Origin of the sequence: Methanolobus bombayensis (assembly GCF_017873415.1) — an archaeon.
Lineage (GTDB): Archaea > Halobacteriota > Methanosarcinia > Methanosarcinales > Methanosarcinaceae > Methanolobus > Methanolobus bombayensis.
The window spans coordinates 62,151-78,061 of sequence record NZ_JAGGKD010000004.1 but is presented as its reverse complement, the minus strand read 5'-3'; the positions used below and the strand labels follow the sequence as shown (position 1 = coordinate 78,061).

The window sequence follows — 15,911 nt, the reverse complement described above, 5'->3', positions numbered from 1 at the left end:
GATATTGTTTTCCCTCAAATATAATTCTGTTCTGTTGTGCAGGTATATTTCTGATACTGCAGATGAAAATATTAAATTCCTTTCATTTTCGCACCAGATCATATTTCATTCTTCCGGCACCGATCTTTTCAGCGAATTCAAGGTGGATCACAGGGTCTATTCCCCATACATTATTGACACAACCTCCACTATCATGCTGCATTCTGTCATTGATAAGATCAAGACTGGCTTTATCAATAGCAACAGGATCTTTAGATGCAGTTATTCCGACATCTCTGGCAAATGCAGGAGATGAAAAATTGAAACAGTCACAACCTGGAGTAAGGTCAAATATCCAGTTTATATATCCGATTTTTTCCGGAAGAAGTTTTACAGGGCCAAGAGCTGCTTCACCAAGTCGTTCCTGCATTTTAACAGGGGCATCTGCAGGAGGAACAATTGCACCAAAATTGCAACTGCCAAAGCATGAAAGTTCACCATGACAGAGATCACGAGCAACACGGGCTTTTCCATCTTCCACAGAAATTGCATCCCATGGACATGTTTTCACACATTTTCTGCAGCCTGTACATTTATCAATGTCAATTGATGGTATTGCAACCTCATGTACTGCAGTTTTACCTGCCTTGTCCAGACAGCCCATTCCAAGGTTCTTGACAGCACCACCAAAACCTGATGCAGGGTGTCCCTTACAATGAGATACCATTATCATTGAATCTGCTTTGGCAATGGCTGATGCCACTGTTATATTATCAATTACTTCCCCTCCAATATCTACTGATACAGAATCATCACCATTCAAGCCATCTGCACTTATGAAAGGTGCACCCATACTCCCTAAAGTGAAACCATTGGTTCCAGCCGTATAAAGTAAATCAACGCCATTGAAACGCTTTCCTTTGTAAAGCACAGTGGTATCTGTTATAAAAGGAATACCTCCTGCCTGTTTAATGAGGTCTACTATGGTCTTTATTATAACAGGACGGACATGGGTCGTATTTCCAAGTTCACCAGGATGTATCTTTACAGCAACAATATCACCTTCAGAAACAGGCGATATTTTGGGAAAAAGTGTTCTAATCTGATCGATTTGAGTCTGTTCAGGTCCTATATCTTCAGCGGGTTTGAAATAAACTTCACTCATAACAATTCTCCTGTATATGACTTACAGTTTCTGTATATATACATGATCCGACATGATAAACCACCATACAATTTATATATTAGATTTGATAATAATAAATATATTAAATATGTGTTGATATTTATCATATAATTAGTGTTACCACCAGATACTAAATAAAGACAAACAGTTCCTGAAAAACATAGTCAATAAACGTAAAATCAGTAAACAAGCAAGTTATAGATAAAAACAGATTCTATATAGAATATTCGTTTATATTTAGATTATTTGCATCTTTTATATATCTGTGCATGTTGTACTACAACTTAAGAAAAAAAGGAGGAAGAATATGAAAAAGTGTATCAAAATATATTCAAACAGTACATCATTTTCAAATAATAAACAAGAAGCTAATCTTGAGCTAGTAATCAATGGTCATTACAGAAGTAACCTGAACAAAGAAGACATAGAATTTGCACGATTCATGATTGGCGGAATCGAGGCCAAATAATATTGGAATCAACTTAAAGCGTGGGAGAAACATGAAACATGAAGACAATCTATGCTGTGAATTTTGCAGGGCAGAACTAAAAAGACAACTGATAGGATCAAATGTATTCTATTATTGTAAAGAATGCGGAAGAATAACTTCCGCAAAAGACATGGTAACAATCAGGATAAACGATAATGGGGCAAAAATATGTGTATGATAGAAGAAGTCGGTTATTCTGAGGATAACAAAGCAGTTTACTGTACAAATTGCATTATTTTTCAAAAAACAGGAAAATGTGAATTCCTGAAATATCTTGAGTCAGAAATAACTGCTGATCTCAATAATGAGTATTTTCAGGAAATTATGATAGATGATTGCAGTTTCTAAATTAAAAAGAATTGCAATCAATTTAATTATTCTACAAACCAGTCAATATAAGCAACCAATTCTTTTTTATCCCAGCCATCAAGCTTTTGAGGACTATCTTTCCGGCTTCCTCCAAAGACATCTGCTTTCTGTTTATCATCCAGGACATGAACTTTGTATTTTCCATCTTCGCTGTTGCGTATGAAATAACCGGGGCTCAGTGAGTCTGATTTTTTCCACATATTTATCTTGGAATAATCCCACAAACAGTTTGCCCATTCAGTCATCTTTTCAATGTGCTCATCAAGAACACCTGAAACATCACCTATGATGACACAATGCATCCCGTCTTTAGTCAGTTCAACACTGTTGTGAGTACGTACTATCAAGTCCATTTTATCCCAAGATAAAACGACATACAAATAGTATAATAAATTTATGTTCCAAAAGTATTTCCAAATGAAATCAAAATGCAAAAGTAACAGACAAAAAAAGTGAAGTAAAGATACTATGTCAAAGTCATAGCATCCTTAGTTAATAATTTTATTTATTCTGTGGTGGCCAGTTCTTTTCCATCCAGCCAGGTATCCTACCGGAATCTGCAGGACCCACAAGCACGTTAGCACCTGTTGCATCTTCCACATCACCCTGCAGACGTGCTGCAAGTCCCGGGATGACCACGGTGTTGTGTGATGTGTCCTTCTTAAGGTCAAAACCTGATTCCTCGATTCCCTTCTTGATCTTCTCAGCGGTAAGCTGTCCGCCGGCTACTGCTGCTTCAACACCGATACCGTCAGTATCGATTGCCCAGAGGTAACAGTCGATCTTGTTGGATGCAATATCACTCTCTACTGTGTAGTATGTAAGAGCGAAGTTGGTTGTGACAAGAACTGGTGAATCTGCGGTTGGCTCTCCTACCTTGTACATGCCCGGATCTACTGTAACTGGCTTTCTCGGGTCTGTGTAGATCGTGTCACGGATGTGCAGTTCAGGAAGCATTGCATAAGGCTCTGTGCTGTGGAGGATCATAATGTCACCGTACTTGATGGTGAATACTGAAGCAACCACTGTTTCCCAGTAAGATGCACTTACAGGATCATCATGTGCCATCCATGCTGTGAATGGAACTGCCATAATTGGGTAAGCGATGTCACGGTCACCGTCAATTCCAGCCCTGCGTACCTTGACAAAGTTTGTGAAGGTCTGTTTGAACTGCTTGCCGGTCGGGAAAGTTCCTGGATCGAGTACAAGTTTCTCGGTACCCATTTCTGCAAAGGTCTTTGCCAGTGTCTTGAGCATGTCAAGGTCATTTGGTGCAAAGAGTGTTACAGCTACATCGTACTCAAGTGCGAGTTCTCCGACTTCCTTCCAGTTGTCCTTATTTGCTGCGTAGAGCAATGGGTTCCTGTCCTTTGAGACCTCAAGACCAGCCTTCAGGACTGCTGGGTCGAATGAACAGAGTATGAGTGGAAGATCTGTTGTTTCCATGACCTTCTTTACAGCTGCTGCAAACTTTGCAGGGTCACCTGATGTGCAGCGCACTGCGATCATATCAACGGTGAGGAAGTTTCCTACATAGAACTTCTTGAAGTCCTGTATGTAATTTACTCTCTCAACAAGATCCTTCTCATCCATTGTGTCAGATACATCGTATGCGAACTGTGTCTGGTTGAAGAATGTAAGCTTGTGCCTGTAGAGTACATCGTCTCCACCAATCTTTGCTATCTTGTCACCGACACCGATCTCGACTTCCCTGATCTCAGGAGCAAGAAGTCCGTCAAGCTCTTCGTACTTTTTCCTGAACTTGTCTTCAAGGATAGGTGTACAATCTGTGAGCTTCTTTGACCTGTCGATAAGATGTGCTGCAAAAGCCATACATGTAGCTTCACCACATTCACCACAGTTGGTAGCTGGCAGGAATTTGTAAGCTTCGAGTGGACTGTTAATTTTCATTTATCACACCTCCGCTCCAATCCAGTTGGTAATGTCTATCTCTTCGGACTCGATTGAACCGTAGAGTGTCTGTGTAATTTCCTTGAGAACCTGTACGGATGTTGGGTGCATCATCATGAACATATCGTTACCTGCAAGTGAGAGTGCAAGACCTGTGACGATCTCCCAGATTGGTCCACGGTATTCCCTTGGTCCCCAGTCAGAATCCTGGTTAAGCGGGGAAGAGACCATCCATGCCTCACGGGCACCCCATGCATTGGTGGTACCGGATGACATTGGGAATGTCAGTTCGTCGTCGCCCATAAGACCAGCAAGTCTTATACGTTCCATGTTGGTGTAAGCGTAGTCAAGACCGTAACCCAGTGCTGCTGTGGTTGGGTCCATTACAATTCTTTCCCTTGGGACATTACACTGCTTCATAAGCTTCCTGTTAAGCTCCTTCTGAGCGTTGATCTCAAGCTGTGTCCAGGAAAGTACATTATGTCCGTAGTCCATGGCTGCCTTTGCGATCCTCTCATAGTCAAGGTTCAGACTTGCGGATGCGAGGAGTACTCTTTCACCTTCTGCAACTTCTGCTGCCTTCTCGAGTACTTCAGGGTCCTTCTCAGGGTTACCTGAACCACCGATAACGATTGGTACGTCAACTGCCTGAAGTACATCCTCGACAACCTTTGCTGCTTCCTTTGCAGGAGTGTCGTTGATGAGCGGGTCAGTTGAAATTAAGTGAATAGTTACCATATCTGCATTAAAGTCACGCACGACCTTCTTTGCCCACTCGGCAGGGTCGTTGATAACATCCTCATAGTTGCCCTTTACTGCCTTTGCCATACCGATTGGCATGTCAAAAACGTCCATTGTGACGTAGTTTCTGTGAGGCATTTCAGCATCGAAGTAATATGGAAGTGCGTTCTCTCCACCAATGGTCACGGTGCTCTTCCTTGAGCCACCGTCCCCTGATGTTGCACCAAGTGTTACTTCCTGGATCGGGTTCTTCCAGTTGTCTACCTTTGCAACCTCGAATTTGGAAGCAAGGAGTTCCTGTATCTTTGGGGAAGTTGGAAGCTGTCCTGCCTGTGGCATCTCTCCAAGTCCGAAAGCAGATGCGAACAATTGTTCAGCAGGGAATCCAAGCATTCTTCCGATGTTGGCCATGTGCAGGGATATCTGGGATATCTCATTTCCCAGTGCATAAGCGAGTGCAGGATTGAGTCCTCCACCACCTGTGATATTAAGCTCGATGTCACCTTCGACGGTCACACCTTCAAGCGACTCTACATCGAGGTCCTGCAAAATATCACCAAGCTGTGATAATTTCATTTTCTTTGTCATGTGCATTCCACCATATGATATATTTTTCACAAACCAAGTTTCTGAGAGATTCTTTCAACTTCCTGTACTGCAATGGAATCGTCAGGAAGATCAAATAAAGGTTCCCCGGCGAGATCTCTGTCTACTATCATCTCGTCCACAGGGATCATCCCTATTAATTCAAGACCGAGTTCTTCAGCAGTACTGGAGATCCTCTCACGGTTTGCATCTGTGACCTTGTTTGCAATAACGTAAATGTTGGAAACATCAGTTTCCAGCTCGTTAACAAGTTCCCTGATACGTTCAGCGGTCCTAAGACCTCTGCGTGATCCATCCGTAACAACTACAAGATCATCGACGTTCCTGAAGATCTTCCTGCTGAAATGTTCCAGACCGGCTTCAGCATCGATGATGAGTACATCATAGTTTGTCACGAGCTTGTTCATGATACCACGAAGCAGGTTGTTAACATAACAGTAACATCCTGAACCTTCTGGCCTTCCCATGACCAGCAGGTCATATCCTGGCATCTCTTCAAGAATCTCATAGAGTTTTCCTTCCAATATGGATTCCTTGTTAATGTCAGGAGGAAGGTTATCGCGTTCCTCATGCATGTACTCTTTGATGTCACCAATTGTCTTGGAGGTATCACATCCAAGAGTCTCCGGGAGATTTGTATCAGGGTCCGCATCAACGGCAAGGACAACTTTGTCACCCTTTGTAAGGTGGCGGATAAGAAGACTGGTCGTTGCCGTCTTCCCTGTTCCGCCTTTACCTGTCACTGCAATTATCTTAGCCACAAAAGACCTCTCTTAGTCCTGTTTCTTAATGATAACCTTATCAATGCTTACCTTAGCATTCTTAAGGACGATCTTTACGCCACCGGAACCACTGCCACCGGTCATTGGCATGGATGGCATGAAATTAGCTGGCATCTGCATCTGTGGTGCAGCAAATCCGGCCTGTGGAGCTGCTTCAGTTGCTTCTTCCTCTTCCGGTGCTTCCTCTTCTTCCTCTACCCATCTTTCAAGGATTGGATGCTCCTTGTCCTTGAGGAAGTTTCTGAGGCTGTCCACATCAGTTGCATCCTCTTCGGTTGCGACCTTGTCACGCATATCTTCAGGAATATCATTGAGAACCTTGTCCTTGAGCATCTTTGGCATCCAGACAACTCTGTCCCACCCACCATCGGCTTCGATGAACTTTGGTGAACGGAAGTAATTGACACCGATTCCAAGGAAACCTACTACCTGCTTACCTCCACCGGTCTGTCCTGCCATGGTTGAGAACTGGAGACCGTTTGGTGCTGTGCCTGCAAAGTCTCTGTCTACCCATCCTATACCGTCTACTTCAGGGATATAGAAACCTACCACTTCGAAACATCCGCAGGATGTGTGTGGATACTCGAAGAATGAGTGGAGCTTGATACGGTCATATTCACCGCTTGACAATCTTTCCGCAGCTTCGTTCACTCCGGTGTATTCTCCGGATTCTGCGTCAATTACATCTCCTTTTGGAATTGCAAACTGAGGACCTTCAGGGTCTACCTTTGCAGCTGCCCTTCCGTCAAACCAGTTGATAGCACCACAAAGTGAGATCCTGTCCGGAGTAACAACACATACATTTGTTGGAGCGAATGATGCACAGAGAGTACATCCGTAGAATGTGTCAACATCCTCATCGTGAAGGTCACGAGTCCTGTCGTCCCTTGCCTTGTAGACTGCTCTTGCGTTGTCAATTTCCTTGTCTATCTCAGCTTCATCTGTGATGTAGATAGCCTCGACAGCCTCTATGAATGGAAGTTCATTCTTAAAGAGCATCATGATTGCCTTTGCAACAGACTCGAAGGATGTCATACCCTTCTCAACTGCATCCTTGCTTACCCTCATCCAGACATCGTCTCTCTGGTTCAGGTGCATAAAACCCTGTATGTAGTTCTGGAATTCGTGATTCCTTCTTTCGACGATCGACTCAAGGTCAGCTTCTACAAGTTCTCCTGCGATCTTGTAGACCATTGCAAGTGGGTATCTGGAACCTTCTTCCATGTCTGAGATATCAGGACCGATAAGTGTGAACTTACCATCTTCAACCTCGCTCATGTCTGCTGCCCTTACAAGTTCGAATCCTTTGGATTTAGGACCTGCAAGTTCTGCATACATACCGTCTTTTCTAATCCTCTCTCCTTCAAACATAGGAGATATTTCAAAAGGGAATTCATCTGCCATGATTAGTTCTCCGTAATGTCACCTTAAAATAAAATCATAAATTGTCAATAAATTCATCAAGCGCTTCGAGGTACACTTCAGGCTTGAGGTTACCGAAAGATAATGTTGCATTCTGCATAAAGTTTCTTTCGATTGCTATTGTCTTCAGGTCAGTGAAGTTCTTGATACCGGCAAGCACCTGGTTAAGATAGTACTTTTTGTGACCGATGAAAAGAATTGTGTCATAAGGACCCTGTCCGTCAAGACCGCTCCAGTTCTTGTCACCAAGGAAATGTCCAAGTGAGTGGACATTTATGTATTTTGCACCGATATCCTTGTCAACAAGTGCGGTGATGGAATGTCCGGTAGCTGCTACCGGAACACCCTTCTTTGCTATAGCTATTGCCTTCTCTACAAGTTTCTCATCCTTTAATATCTCAGAACCGACCACCATGAGAGGTCTCTTTGCCTTGGTGATCATCTTTCCTGCCACATTTGGATTTACAGGTTTTGCTACCTTCCTTCCCCATGTTGCATAAATCTGGGTATTTTTAGTTGTGTCAACCATTTAGCATTCCCCCTTGCAGAGTCTCTTTACGTTTGTAGGCTGGGCTGAAACCTCAGATTTCATTGTTGGTCCTGAAAGAATCTTCTTGCGTTTCCAGTCTATTTCCCATCCATGGTCTGCCTCAAGGATCTTGAGGAGCTCTTCACGCTTTGCAAGTGGAAGGTCCGTCTCTGTCCTTACAAACTTATACCAGTCCTCTGGCATGTGACCAAGGTACTTCTGGCTGAGTTCCATATAGTGGGTCAGTTTGATCATCCTGCCCATGTTGTTGTCGGATGGACGGATACAGTTCTTTGCAAGCATTGGAAGCAACTCTTCAATGGATTCTGCTGTTGTAAGCAGGAACTCAGGTGCTGCAGGAATTGGCATTTCTGAACCATCTCTTGCATCAAACACCTTCCAGTCCTCTTCCTGGTAAGGCTTACCAATGAGTGCTCTTCTGTACTTTGAACCGTGCGGTCCTACAACGACAGGAATACCGAGCCTGTTACATCCTGATGCAATGGATGCCGCCTTCTGGGAGTATGCTCCCCATGCAACACCAACAGCACCTATACGGTTTGTGATGTAGTCAGCAATCTCTTCGTAGTTACCGGAAACGTTCCTCTGTGCAAATATCGCAGCTACCTTGATTGCTGTTCCTGTGATGTGTGAGTTGGAGACACATGAACCTACGTTAATGAGGTTACCGGCAAGGAACTTTGCAGGATACTTCTCATAGAGAGTCTCACCGTCTTCGTTCTTGTACATACCAAGGTCCATTGCGGAACATCCTGACATTACAACGATGTAATTCCTCTTGAGCATCTCATCAGCTACTTTATAGAGGTCCTTTGTCCCATCAGGATAGTTGGAACATCCTACCATTGCAACAATACCTGGTGTTGTTCCCAGTACAAGGTTTACACCTTCTTCACGGATCTCAGGGTCACTGATCTGACCTCTTCCTGCACGCATAAGGCCCTTCTCCTCACGGATGAGTTTCTGGGATGCCTTCTCTATCATATTAAGTACAGGGATATCCTTTGGACATGCCTGGTCACAGCGTCCACATGCGATACACTTGTCATGAAGATGTTCAAATTTGCTGAAGTCCTTGTCAACACCAGCCCTCATTGCTTCCATGATCGGAAGGTTGTCAGGACAGTCCATTTCACATGCGCCACACTGGACACACTTTGCGGAAAGCTCCTGGAGCTCTTCCTCGCTTGGAAGTGCCTTGATACCCATTTCCTCGCGTATCTTTGACATTTTAAGTGTAAGTTCAGGTGCAACTTCTCCGAGAACATCGAAGTCAAGAATTAGCGCTCCTGGTTCTTTGAAGGTTGAAAGGTCTTCAATAATATCTGCAGCACTGTCTTCTGACCTGTTGCGAAGACCATACATGATCTTTTCATTTGTTGTAATTACAGGAATTGAGAGTTTCTTAGCTTCGTCAAGAACATCTGCCCTGACACACTGCTCGTCAACAACGATAACATCAGGAACACCAGACCTTATCATCTTGAGCTCTTTTGCAAGTGTACCGATGACCTTAGCCTGTGGTTTCTGGCCCTGGTCTGTCTGGTAACGTGTCATGTCAATTGCAGTACAGCAAAGTCCTGCAAGTTCCATCTTGTCCTCAAGACCGTGGTCGTGTATGTAATCCATAATGTTAGTAACACCAGCTACGTTGTGACCGATAACAACAAGCACTGGCTTGCTTGAGTCAATGCAACCCATTCCGATCTCCACAAGAGGAGCTTCAGGGTCTGACTTTGGCATTCCAAGACAGGATATCTGTGCAAGGTCGGATACTTCCATACCTACGTGGTCAAGCATACCACCGTGAAGGATCTTTGACTCAAAGTCAATTGCTGCACCTTCCTGACCTGCGTGGATTGTCGCAAGCAATTGTGTGAGCTGCTCTTCAACATAGTCCATTACTTCTTCAAGGTCACCGAGTGTCTCTGGTTTGATACCTGTTACAGCCTGTGTGTTTGGTGCGATCAGGTTTGAAGGACCTACTTCTATTGGTTGGTCCTCACCGTAGAGATCAATAAGGTGGTGAAGAATATGACGTCCGTGTCCTGCATGTGCTGCAGCACCGGTGATTACCCTTAGAAGGGTTTCACGGGCCTGGTGTGCTTCCATGTTGATACCACATGCACCTTCCTTATTGCCTGAAAGGTCACACTTACCAAAAGTACAGTAACAACACTGATCACATACCGGTGTATAGACCGGTTGGTAACGTGACAAAAGCGTGTAGTCCCAATCCCTAAGACCTGAGATACCTGGTTTTGGAGTAGGACCTACTTCAACCCCTTCTTCCTTTGCTTTTTTCTCAATGGCGCCTACGATCTTGCCAATTGTAATCTGGACGTTCTCGAGATCATCGATAGAAAACTGCCCAGTTTCTAAGTCGCTCATGTTTGTTTTGTCCTCCTTTATAGATATAGAAGTGCTACGAAAAAACACTATATTATTACCAATTATTATTTACAACTAGATTAATGCTATTTTTTGAAACTGTTATGTGGGATGTTCTAATAACACTACCCTATATAAAAAAGTTTCCGAAATCTATCATGATTATTTGTGACCAATTTTTCAATGTTTCACATAAAGGGTTGCAGAAATCAATAAATACGTACATATGAGTAATAAATGACACAAATACACGATTTTAACATATAAGTGTTCCGACAACTGTCATGATTATTCTTGATAATATCAATGCCTTCTAAACATGTATTTTTCGGAAATCGTTTTATTTAATGCCAGTCTACCATAAAGGAGCATTAAAATCACGGTGAATCATTTGGACAAAAAATGCTGGATTTGCGGCAAAGAAGAAAACATTCCATTCAGATGTCGGTTTTGTGGAAAAACTTTTTGTTCCAGACACAGGCTTCCTGAGCAGCATGCATGTGAGGGCCTCGAGCAGGTCAAAAAGAACGGATCATATAGTGAGAATCCCGGTTACGGAGGCAGCGTTAATGATGATATCTTCAAAGATGCCTTGAAGAACACTGCCAGATATGCAGCCAAAAGTGCGGCGAAAGGTGTTGGAAGTAACATAAAATATTCAATGAAAAACAGCCCGGCAATGGCTATAATATATCTTTGCATCTTTTCATTCATCCTACAGATATTTGTTCCCGGATACATGCAGTTTTTCCAGCTGGTACCTGCTTTTGTGATTGCCCGGCCATGGACACTGGTAACTCATATGTTTATTCACTCAGGTTTCGCCCATCTGTTCTTCAATATGTTAGTACTGTTTTTCTTTGGTCCTGAGCTGGAAAGGAGAGCTGGAAAGAAAATCTTCTTGTATGTATATTTCACAGCAGGATTAGTAGCTGCCATAGCATACTCAATTACAAGCAGCAGTCCCTATACACCTGTTGTAGGAGCCAGCGGAGCAATAATGGGAGTATTTGCATCCCTTGCAATAATAGCACCTGACATCAGGGTATATGTTTACTTCATCCCAATGCAGATAACACATGCACTGATACTCTTTGCATTGTTCGATTTCGTACTCCTGGGATCAAATGACATGATAGCTCATACTGCACATCTCAGTGGTATTCTAGTAGGTCTACTAATGGGAAGCCGTATCAAAAGAGCACAGATACGCTATAACTATGACAACATGTATTATAGAAGGTGATTCAGCTGGCTGCAGCCCCACACCTTGCCAGGCTTTTCCCAAGACCTGAAGAAGGTGAAACTATACCTATACAATTTATCGATATGCAGGAAAAGTTTGCAGGCTGGTCACCTGAACTTAAAAGATCTGTCTATGTGAATGATTTTAAAGATACAGACGGTCTGAAACGTGTGAGAGAAATAACACTTCTCCGAGTTTACAATTGGTTACTTGATGGTGAAAGTCTTATAGAACTTTCAGATCTGGAAAAAGCCCGGTTCGAAAAAGTAATGGATACGTTTATAAAACATGGCGGTGAAATCCTTTTTACAAGGAAAAGAATTAGTGGGAGGTTTGTAAACTACTTTATGCTGGATAAAGAATCAAGAACAAGGGCAAGTGTCAAACAGCAATATCTGGCAGAGATCATGGATCATTAGAATTCTGTTCACTGCAATGAAAACGGATAACACACATTTGTGCATTTTATTATGTTTATATTTTACATATTACCGTAAAAATCATTTCAGTAATCATTATATTATATTAGCTGTTATCCTAATTAATAACAATTATAATATTTATATCCATAACAAGCATCAAACCAAACGAACAACAGTATTCTGATGGCGAGAATTATCCATAATTATTCATAATCATAGTGAGGCATCATGGCCAATGTTAAAACAGGACTTAATTCAATAGTCAAATACCTTAGCACAAAAAAAGAAACAGGAAGAAGAAGTATCGGACTTCTTGTAGATGGACCGAACGTTCTACGAAAAGAATTCAATGTAAATCTGGAAGAGATCCGGGATGTACTTAAGGAATACGGCAATGTAAAAATTGGGAGAGTATTTCTTAACCAGTACGCATCTGACAAGCTTGTAGAAGCCATTGAGAACAACGGCTTTGAACCTATTATATGTTCAAGCGATGTAGATGTCAGACTTGCCGTTGAAGGAATGGAACTTGTCTACAACCCTACAATTGATACCATGGCTCTTGTTACAAGGGATGCAGACTTTAAGCCACTGCTGAACAAAGCCAACGAACATGGAAAGGAAACTATAATATTTGGTGTTGAGCCTGGTTTTTCAACAGCCCTCAGAAACTCTGCTGACTATGTAATTGTTCTTGAAAATGATGAAATGAACTATTACGATGACAGTCATTTCGAAGAAGAGGGAAGAGTTGTACATGACAGCGACGCTATCAGCGATGCTAAAAGGAAAAAAGATGCATTGATAGATTATTAATGCTGTTTTGTTTCATTTATCATTGACTCGAGTTTTGCAGCGGAGATTCCGAGTTTCGTTTCAGTACAGTTCTTTATCCTGTCAAGAAGCACTGTGAACTGTTCGCTTGAAAGTTCATAGCCCATATTCCTTACAATACCTTTCAATGCCTTCATACCGGTATGTTTGCCTACAATAAGATGACGTTTTCCACCTACCATTTCCGGGGTGAAAAGCTCATAGGTACGTGGTTCCTCAAGAATAGCACAAACATGAATTCCGGATTCATGAGAGAAAGTATGTTCTCCCACAATTGCCTTGTTTACAGCAGGCTTAAGTCCTGAATATTCATTCACCATTTTTGAAAGCTCTGTAAGCTTTGTAGTATCATACCTTTCGATGCCATACTGAATTCTCAAGGCAACAAGAACTTCCTCAAGTGAAGCATTGCCTGCCCTTTCACCTATGGCATTAACTGTTGTATGAAGCTGCTTTGCACCTGCCTCTGCTGCTGCAAGAGTATTTGCAGTTGCCATGCCAAGGTCATTATGACAGTGTATGCATACAGGAGTATGAACTACCTTTTTAATCTCACTTACAAGATAGTAAGTACTGCTTGGGTTCAGTATCCCGATAGTATCGGCAATACTTACATAATCAACCTTATATTCCTCAGCTGCCTTAAAAGCATTCTTGAGTACTTCAACATCGGTCCTGCTTCCATCTTCCGCAGCAAACCTCACGCCAACGCCATGATCCTTTGCATACTGGACAGCCTCCATTGCACAGGAGAACATTTCTTCACAGCTCTTGTGGTATTTATACTTAAGATGAAGGTCAGACATTGCAATGAATATACTGATAAAATCGACATCACAGTCAACAGCTGTCTCCACATCACTTACCTTTGAGCGTGCAAGACAGCATGTTCTGGCATTGAGCCCCATATTGGCTATTTCCCTGACAATTTCCTTTTCGGAAACAGAAACCACAGGAAAACCAGCTTCAATAATCTCAACCCCTACAGAGTCAAGCTTTGTTGCAAGGGCAATCTTTTCATCCCTTGTAAAGACCACTCCAGGTGTCTGCTCACCGTCTCTGAGCGTCACATCACATATCTCAATATCAAGAGATGGCAAATTCAAATAATCCATAAGCTTGTTTCTTGAGTAATCTTTATTTTCTGACATGCTTCTGACTCCTTGCTTGCTGTGAATTTCCAGTTACATTATATAACTTTTAGGTTTTTTAAGATATTTCCCGTTATTTCCACAAATGTTCAAGAGCAATGTTTATATGAATATAGAAGGCAATTTTGTGCTGATTTTATGTATTTTTAGTGTAAATACAAGTACATGAAGAGTTGCGCAATTTTGCATTCATGAAAGTTTACTTTGAACTTTTTCATAGAATCCATTTATAGAACTGCTTACAAATCTCGCAGGATTTTCAGCTCTTGTAACTGTAACAATGTCATTTTCCTTCATATTATAGGAATGCTGACCATCTATTACAAGTGCAGCTTCTTTTTCAGGTATTGTCATTTCCACTTTGATATTGCTGTCACCGGGAACTATCCATGGCCTTGCAGAAAGTTTGAAAGGGGCTATAGGAACAATAATGGATGCATTGACCCTCGGGTCCACAATTGGACCCCCGGCACTCATTGAATATGCGGTTGAACCTGTTGGTGTTGCAACAACAATTCCGTCTGCCCTCATATCTTCTATTTCAGAATTATCAACCGTGATCCTGAAAGTCAATATTTTGGCAGGTCTTGCAGTAATAAGAACAATTTCATTTGTTGCATCCTGCAATCGTTTACCGTTCAGATGCACGCTCAGGCGTGAGCGTTCCGTATAACTAAAACCTTTAAGAACATCAGCAATGTCCTTTATAGCATCTTCAGGAGGAACATCCACAAGGAAACCAAGTGTACCCATATTTATGCCCAGAACCGGGAGAGGTTCGTCCATCTTGGAAATGTTACGAAGCACTGTACCATCACCACCAACTGATATGATGAGCTGTACGCCCGCCTCCTTCATCTGCTCAACTGGAAGACAATTCTGTTTAATACCAAGATGTTTCCCGGTCTTTGGTGAAAAGAAAATTTCCACTTTTGAATTAAACTCATCATAGATCTTCCTGACCATATCAAGGGCATCCTGCTGGTCAAATCGCGACACAATACCTATTTTACTTACTTTCATTTGCTACCCCTGCTGAAAGCTTTAAGATACTCTCATGCACAAGTCCGTTGGATGCTATCACGCAAACCCTGCTTAATAATTGGTCTTCTAGCTTTAAAGATTCACCGTTTCCATTGGTTACAATCCCACCAGCTTCCTCTAATATAAGTTTGCCAGCTGCAATATCAGTTATGCGCATTGTACCTCTGACATCAGCAAAAGCATCAATTTTTCCTGCTGCAACATAACACAGATCAAGTGCCACGCTCCCAAGAGATCTGGTCCTCCGGACATGCGTTGAAATATTTGCAGCAGCTTGCATATTGTTCCTGTATCCATAAACACTGACACAGAGCTTGCGTACATCTGTATTATCTGAAGGCCTTAATTCCTGTCCATTAAAATAAGCACCCTTACAGGCTTCTGCATAAAAGGTATCCCCATTGGCAAGGTTCTGTACATATCCGAATACTATGTCATTAAGATCGGCTGAAGTTATGGCAAGTGATAGGCTGTAAAAAGGAATGTTAACGGAAGCATTATATGTGCCATCTATAGGATCTATTATTAAAGTAAGATCCGGAGATTTTCCTATTATTTTCTCTCCAGCTTCCTCACTTATGATCCTGAAAGAGCTGTGCTCTTCGCTCAAGACCTTAAAAATAGCTTTTTCGGCAGCATCATCTATTAATTTGGTAGGGGTTCCGTCTGCCCCTGTATAAAGAATCCGGCCGGCATCAGAACTGCCGACCAGCTCTTTTATAGCCTCATGCACTGCCCCAGCTATTTTATCTCCAAGAACGAGAAAATTATCCGTTGAGTGCATAAC

General features: G+C 42.3%; 17 protein-coding genes. 6 read left to right on the top strand and 11 right to left on the bottom strand.

Features of this window, described 5'->3' with window-relative positions:
* Positions 1–82: 82 nt before the first annotated feature.
* Positions 83–1,144 (bottom strand): DUF362 domain-containing protein, encoded by a 1,062-nt coding sequence (locus tag J2746_RS06040; protein WP_209617773.1) that lies wholly within the window; start codon positions 1,142–1,144, stop codon positions 83–85.
* A gap of 328 nt (positions 1,145–1,472) precedes the next feature.
* Here J2746_RS06040 and J2746_RS06035 point away from each other — a divergent pair, with 328 nt between their 5' ends.
* The 3 genes from J2746_RS06035 to J2746_RS06025 are packed head-to-tail and all read left to right on the top strand — an operon-like array spanning position 1,473 to position 2,003.
* The gene (locus J2746_RS06035; protein WP_209617770.1) at positions 1,473–1,634 is read left to right on the top strand and encodes a hypothetical protein; all 162 of its coding nucleotides are present in this window, start codon (positions 1,473–1,475) and stop codon (positions 1,632–1,634) included.
* 31 nt (positions 1,635–1,665) lie between these two features.
* A complete protein-coding gene (locus tag J2746_RS06030) occupies positions 1,666–1,833 on the top strand; it encodes a hypothetical protein (protein ID WP_209617767.1) in 168 nt (55 codons plus the stop codon).
* On the top strand, positions 1,824–2,003 hold the full coding sequence (locus tag J2746_RS06025) for a hypothetical protein (protein WP_209617764.1): 180 nt from the start codon (positions 1,824–1,826) through the stop codon (positions 2,001–2,003). The genes J2746_RS06030 and J2746_RS06025 overlap by 10 nt, the downstream gene beginning before the upstream one ends.
* 26 nt (positions 2,004–2,029) lie before the next feature.
* Here the strand turns inward: J2746_RS06025 and J2746_RS06020 are convergent, their stop codons facing one another.
* From J2746_RS06020 to cdhA, 7 genes are all read right to left on the bottom strand, one after another.
* Positions 2,030–2,377 carry a hypothetical protein gene (locus J2746_RS06020; protein ID WP_209617760.1) on the bottom strand — a complete coding sequence of 116 codons (348 nt, stop codon included), beginning with the start codon at positions 2,375–2,377 and terminating at the stop codon, positions 2,030–2,032.
* Between the two features lie 148 nt (positions 2,378–2,525).
* A complete protein-coding gene (acsC, locus tag J2746_RS06015) occupies positions 2,526–3,935 on the bottom strand; it encodes an acetyl-CoA decarbonylase/synthase complex subunit gamma (RefSeq protein ID WP_209617757.1) in 1,410 nt (469 codons plus the stop codon).
* A gap of 3 nt (positions 3,936–3,938) precedes the next feature.
* The gene (gene cdhD, locus J2746_RS06010; protein ID WP_209617753.1) at positions 3,939–5,264 is read right to left on the bottom strand and encodes a CO dehydrogenase/acetyl-CoA synthase subunit delta; all 1,326 of its coding nucleotides are present in this window, start codon (positions 5,262–5,264) and stop codon (positions 3,939–3,941) included.
* Between the two features lie 26 nt (positions 5,265–5,290).
* Positions 5,291–6,043 carry an ATP-binding protein gene (locus J2746_RS06005; RefSeq protein WP_209617750.1) on the bottom strand — a complete coding sequence of 251 codons (753 nt, stop codon included), beginning with the start codon at positions 6,041–6,043 and terminating at the stop codon, positions 5,291–5,293.
* A 12-nt stretch (positions 6,044–6,055) separates the two neighbouring features.
* Positions 6,056–7,468 (bottom strand): CO dehydrogenase/CO-methylating acetyl-CoA synthase complex subunit beta, encoded by a 1,413-nt coding sequence (gene cdhC / locus J2746_RS06000; RefSeq protein ID WP_209617747.1) that lies wholly within the window; start codon positions 7,466–7,468, stop codon positions 6,056–6,058.
* A gap of 34 nt (positions 7,469–7,502) precedes the next feature.
* The gene (gene cdhB / locus J2746_RS05995; RefSeq protein WP_209617743.1) at positions 7,503–8,015 is read right to left on the bottom strand and encodes a CO dehydrogenase/acetyl-CoA synthase complex subunit epsilon; all 513 of its coding nucleotides are present in this window, start codon (positions 8,013–8,015) and stop codon (positions 7,503–7,505) included.
* Positions 8,016–10,427: a CO dehydrogenase/acetyl-CoA synthase complex subunit alpha gene (cdhA, locus tag J2746_RS05990; protein WP_209617741.1), complete on the bottom strand. Its 2,412-nt coding sequence runs from the start codon at positions 10,425–10,427 to the stop codon at positions 8,016–8,018.
* Between the two features lie 382 nt (positions 10,428–10,809).
* Between cdhA and J2746_RS05985 the strand changes: the two genes are divergently transcribed.
* From J2746_RS05985 to J2746_RS05975, 3 genes are all read left to right on the top strand, one after another.
* Complete coding sequence (locus J2746_RS05985; RefSeq protein ID WP_342451807.1) at positions 10,810–11,673, top strand: rhomboid family intramembrane serine protease; 864 nt, start codon at positions 10,810–10,812, stop codon at positions 11,671–11,673.
* Positions 11,670–12,092 carry a hypothetical protein gene (locus J2746_RS05980; RefSeq protein WP_342451806.1) on the top strand — a complete coding sequence of 141 codons (423 nt, stop codon included), beginning with the start codon at positions 11,670–11,672 and terminating at the stop codon, positions 12,090–12,092. The genes J2746_RS05985 and J2746_RS05980 overlap by 4 nt, the downstream gene beginning before the upstream one ends.
* 231 nt (positions 12,093–12,323) lie before the next feature.
* Complete coding sequence (locus J2746_RS05975; protein ID WP_245250013.1) at positions 12,324–12,911, top strand: TIGR00288 family NYN domain-containing protein; 588 nt, start codon at positions 12,324–12,326, stop codon at positions 12,909–12,911.
* On the opposite strand, the gene J2746_RS05970 is transcribed toward J2746_RS05975, so the two are convergent.
* From J2746_RS05970 to J2746_RS05960, 3 genes are all read right to left on the bottom strand, one after another.
* Positions 12,908–14,080 carry a homocitrate synthase family protein gene (locus J2746_RS05970; protein ID WP_209617735.1) on the bottom strand — a complete coding sequence of 391 codons (1,173 nt, stop codon included), beginning with the start codon at positions 14,078–14,080 and terminating at the stop codon, positions 12,908–12,910. The genes J2746_RS05975 and J2746_RS05970 overlap by 4 nt on opposite strands.
* Positions 14,081–14,269: 189 nt before the next feature.
* Positions 14,270–15,103: an NAD(+)/NADH kinase gene (locus J2746_RS05965; protein WP_209617732.1), complete on the bottom strand. Its 834-nt coding sequence runs from the start codon at positions 15,101–15,103 to the stop codon at positions 14,270–14,272.
* Entirely contained in the window at positions 15,090–15,908 is an 819-nt protein-coding gene (locus tag J2746_RS05960) for a bifunctional fructose-bisphosphatase/inositol-phosphate phosphatase (RefSeq protein WP_209617729.1), read from the bottom strand. Before J2746_RS05960 ends, J2746_RS05965 begins: the two co-directional genes overlap by 14 nt.
* Between the last annotated feature and the right edge of the window lie 3 nt (positions 15,909–15,911).

Excerpts from the sequence above, each read along its gene's own strand:
- J2746_RS06030 (WP_209617767.1), top strand. The coding sequence starts at position 1,666 with ATGAAACATGAAGACAATCTATGCTGTGAATTTTGCAGGGCAGAACTA.
- J2746_RS05960 (WP_209617729.1), bottom strand. The coding sequence starts at position 15,908 with ATGCACTCAACGGATAATTTTCTCGTTCTTGGAGATAAAATAGCTGGG.
- acsC (WP_209617757.1), bottom strand. The coding sequence starts at position 3,935 with ATGAAAATTAACAGTCCACTCGAAGCTTACAAATTCCTGCCAGCTACC.
- J2746_RS06035 (WP_209617770.1), top strand. The coding sequence starts at position 1,473 with ATGAAAAAGTGTATCAAAATATATTCAAACAGTACATCATTTTCAAAT.
- J2746_RS06025 (WP_209617764.1), top strand. The coding sequence starts at position 1,824 with ATGTGTATGATAGAAGAAGTCGGTTATTCTGAGGATAACAAAGCAGTT.
- cdhC (WP_209617747.1), bottom strand. The coding sequence starts at position 7,468 with ATGGCAGATGAATTCCCTTTTGAAATATCTCCTATGTTTGAAGGAGAG.
- J2746_RS05965 (WP_209617732.1), bottom strand. The coding sequence starts at position 15,103 with ATGAAAGTAAGTAAAATAGGTATTGTGTCGCGATTTGACCAGCAGGAT.
- J2746_RS05975 (WP_245250013.1), top strand. The coding sequence starts at position 12,324 with ATGGCCAATGTTAAAACAGGACTTAATTCAATAGTCAAATACCTTAGC.
- J2746_RS06020 (WP_209617760.1), bottom strand. The coding sequence starts at position 2,377 with ATGGACTTGATAGTACGTACTCACAACAGTGTTGAACTGACTAAAGAC.
- cdhA (WP_209617741.1), bottom strand. The coding sequence starts at position 10,427 with ATGAGCGACTTAGAAACTGGGCAGTTTTCTATCGATGATCTCGAGAAC.
- cdhB (WP_209617743.1), bottom strand. The coding sequence starts at position 8,015 with ATGGTTGACACAACTAAAAATACCCAGATTTATGCAACATGGGGAAGG.
- cdhD (WP_209617753.1), bottom strand. The coding sequence starts at position 5,264 with ATGACAAAGAAAATGAAATTATCACAGCTTGGTGATATTTTGCAGGAC.
- J2746_RS05970 (WP_209617735.1), bottom strand. The coding sequence starts at position 14,080 with ATGTCAGAAAATAAAGATTACTCAAGAAACAAGCTTATGGATTATTTG.
- J2746_RS06040 (WP_209617773.1), bottom strand. The coding sequence starts at position 1,144 with ATGAGTGAAGTTTATTTCAAACCCGCTGAAGATATAGGACCTGAACAG.